Source organism: Pedobacter sp. 01N416 (genome assembly GCF_056399685.1).
Genome location: NZ_JBFTRT010000760.1, coordinates 1 through 2,904, shown reverse-complemented (window position 1 = coordinate 2,904; position 2,904 = coordinate 1). Strand labels below are relative to the sequence as shown.

General features: G+C 38.2%; 2 protein-coding genes and 1 pseudogene. All 3 read right to left on the bottom strand.

Features of this window, described 5'->3' with window-relative positions; genetic code table 11:
* Positions 1-775, bottom strand: a 775-nt coding sequence (mreC, locus tag AC1DND_RS26825; protein WP_477585770.1) for a rod shape-determining protein MreC, incomplete at its 3' end; no start/stop codon positions are given.
* Between the two features lie 85 nt (positions 776-860).
* Positions 861-1,637: pseudogene (locus AC1DND_RS26820) on the bottom strand (rod shape-determining protein); the annotation flags it as partial.
* A gap of 203 nt (positions 1,638-1,840) precedes the next feature.
* The coding region (purH, locus tag AC1DND_RS26815) for a bifunctional phosphoribosylaminoimidazolecarboxamide formyltransferase/IMP cyclohydrolase (RefSeq protein ID WP_477585768.1) at positions 1,841-2,904 on the bottom strand (1,064 nt) is incomplete at its 5' end.

Sequence of the window (2,904 nt, the reverse complement as noted above, 5' to 3'; positions counted from 1 at the left end):
CATATACATATTGCAATGTGCTAAAATCTGTAAATAAATTTAATTCTCCTGATAAGAAATTATCATTGGTGGCTACGTTGGCCTTGCTGATTTTTCCGACTAAAATTCCGGCTGGAAATGCTGCATAACCCGAGGTTACAACCGTATCGCCCACATACATTTTAATATGGTTGGGCACCTCTTTAACAAACGCTTTTTTAATATCGAAATTTCCATCTCCCCAAACTAATGACCCAAGCGCATTGTTCTTTTTCAGGGTTACACTAATTTTAGTGTCTTTATGCAATAGCGATTGTATGGTGGCCAGATGGGCCGAAACATCACGGATAAAGCCGACCACTCCGCGTTGAGGCGCAATAACGGCCATACCACTTTTAATGCCGTCAACAGTGCCTTTATTAATCGTCATTACATTGTTGCGTAAAGTGATCGAATTTTTAACCACTTTGGCAGCCAAATAAGTGTATTGCTGATTGGTAACCGTATCTACCACTTTAACATCCTTTGTCGTATCTACCGTAGTTAATCCTAGTAACTGGCTTTTAAGCTTGGCATTTTCGGCCGCAAGGCTATCGTTAACCATACCCAGATTTAAATATCGTTTAAAAACATTTAATCTTTCGTATGCGGTACCTACTACCTCATTGCTTGAGTTTAAAGTTACGCTACGCTGATAGGAGTTGTTTTTCACCGTTAGATAAATCCCTACGATAAAAAAAATGATAAATAAGAAAAATGCGTTGTATCTGCTGATGAAAATCCAAAGGTTACGCATTGCTCATGAGATATGAGATGTAAGATATGAGATATGAGTTTGGATAATTAGTCTCAAATCTCACATCTCATATCTCAAATCAAGGTTATTGCATTAAGAATTTATATCCGCCAATGTTTTTAAGGGCGATGCCGGTTCCACGAACTACTGCACGAAGCGGATCTTCTGCAACGTGAACAGGTAATTTGGTTTTAGCAGCTACACGTTTATCTAAACCTCTTAACAATGCACCACCACCGGTTAAATAAATACCAGTTTGGTAAATATCTGCCGAAAGCTCTGGAGGCGTAATCTCTAAAGCTTTTAAAATTGCTTCTTCAATTTTAGAGATCGATTTATCTAAACAGTGGGCAATTTCGGTATAAGAAACAGTGATCTGTTTTGGTACACCAGTCATTAAATCGCGACCTTGAACTGCGAAATCAGCAGGAGCATCCTGTAATTCAGGTAAAGCTGCACCAACTTCAATTTTAATTTTCTCAGCGGTACGGTCACCAATCATAATGTTGTGTTGGCGACGGATGTAATTTACAATATCAGAGTCGAAGTTATCTCCCGCAACGCGGATTGATTGATCGCACACAATACCTGATAAAGCGATAACCGCAATTTCTGTAGTACCGCCACCTATATCGATAATCATGTTACCCATTGGCTCTTCTACATCAATCCCGATACCTACGGCAGCTGCCATTGGCTCATGAATTAAGTATACCTCTTTTGCACCGGCAATTTCAGCTGAATCGCGTACTGCACGTTTTTCTACTTCAGTAATACCGGATGGAATACAGATTACCATACGTAAAGATGGGAACATCCATCCTTTACCGCCATTAAGCATGCGGATCATGCCTTTAATCATCAATCTATACTATTCCTAATGTAAAAATAGCTTTTTTATTGTTTTAAGTTTTATTTTCTTCAGTTATTAAATTGTTTTTAAGGCAATTAAAATGTTCAGAAAATAAAGAGCTAAAAGAACAAAGCTAAAAGACTAAAGTTTTAAGCCATTAAGCTTTATAAGAATCTTCACTTTAAGCTTTAGTCTTTCGGCTTTAAGCTTGATTAGTGTTTAAAGTGTCTTACCCCAGTGGTTACCATTGCAATGCCTTTTTCGTTTGCTTTAGCAACAGAATCAGCATCTTTAATCGATCCACCTGGTTGTAGCACAGCTGTAATTCCGGCTTCGGCAGCAATTTCAACACAATCAGGGAAAGGAAAGAAAGCATCAGAAGCCATAGCAGCACCTTTAACGCTGAATCCGAAAGCCGCTGCTTTTTCAATCGCTTGTCTTAAGGCGTCAACACGCGAAGTTTGACCAACGCCGCTTGCAATTAAAACATCATCCTTAACCAAAACAATGGTGTTCGATTTAGTATGTTTTACAATTTTGTTGGCAAAGAATAAATCTTTTAACTCTTGTGCAGTTGGTGCTTTATCGGTTACGGTTGTCATTTGTTCAGGACCTTCGATAATTAAATCTTTATCCTGCTCAATTACACCGTTTAATAAGGTTTTAAATTGTTTTTTGCTCAACTCAACCTCGTTACGTTGTAAAATAACGCGGTTTTTCTTTTTGCTGAATAACTCAATTGCTTCTGCTTGGTAAGAAGGTGCTATTAATACTTCAAAGAAAAGATTGTTGATTTCTTGAGCCGTTTCTAAATCTACCGCAACATTGGTAATCAATACACCACCAAAAGCAGAAACCGGATCGCAGGCCAATGCATCAATCCAGGCTTGTTTAACAGTAGGGCGGGAAGCAATACCACAAGCGTTTGTATGTTTTAAGATTGCAAAAGTTGGATCTTCAAATTCGTCGATCAATGCAACAGCTGCATCTACATCTACCAGATTGTTATAAGAAAGTTCTTTACCATTCAATTTGGTAAACATGGCGTCTAAATCGCCATAGAATACACCACCTTGATGAGGGTTTTCGCCATAACGCAAAGTTTTAGCTTCTGTTACGCTTTGTTTGAAAACATCAAGAGGCTCTTCTGTATTGAAATAATTAAAAATTGCAGTATCGTAGTGTGAAGAAGTGTGGAAAGCTGTTTTAGCGAACGATTTACGTTGTGCTAAAGTAGTTTCACCATTTTGGGCTTCTAATTGGGCTTGTAAAGTAG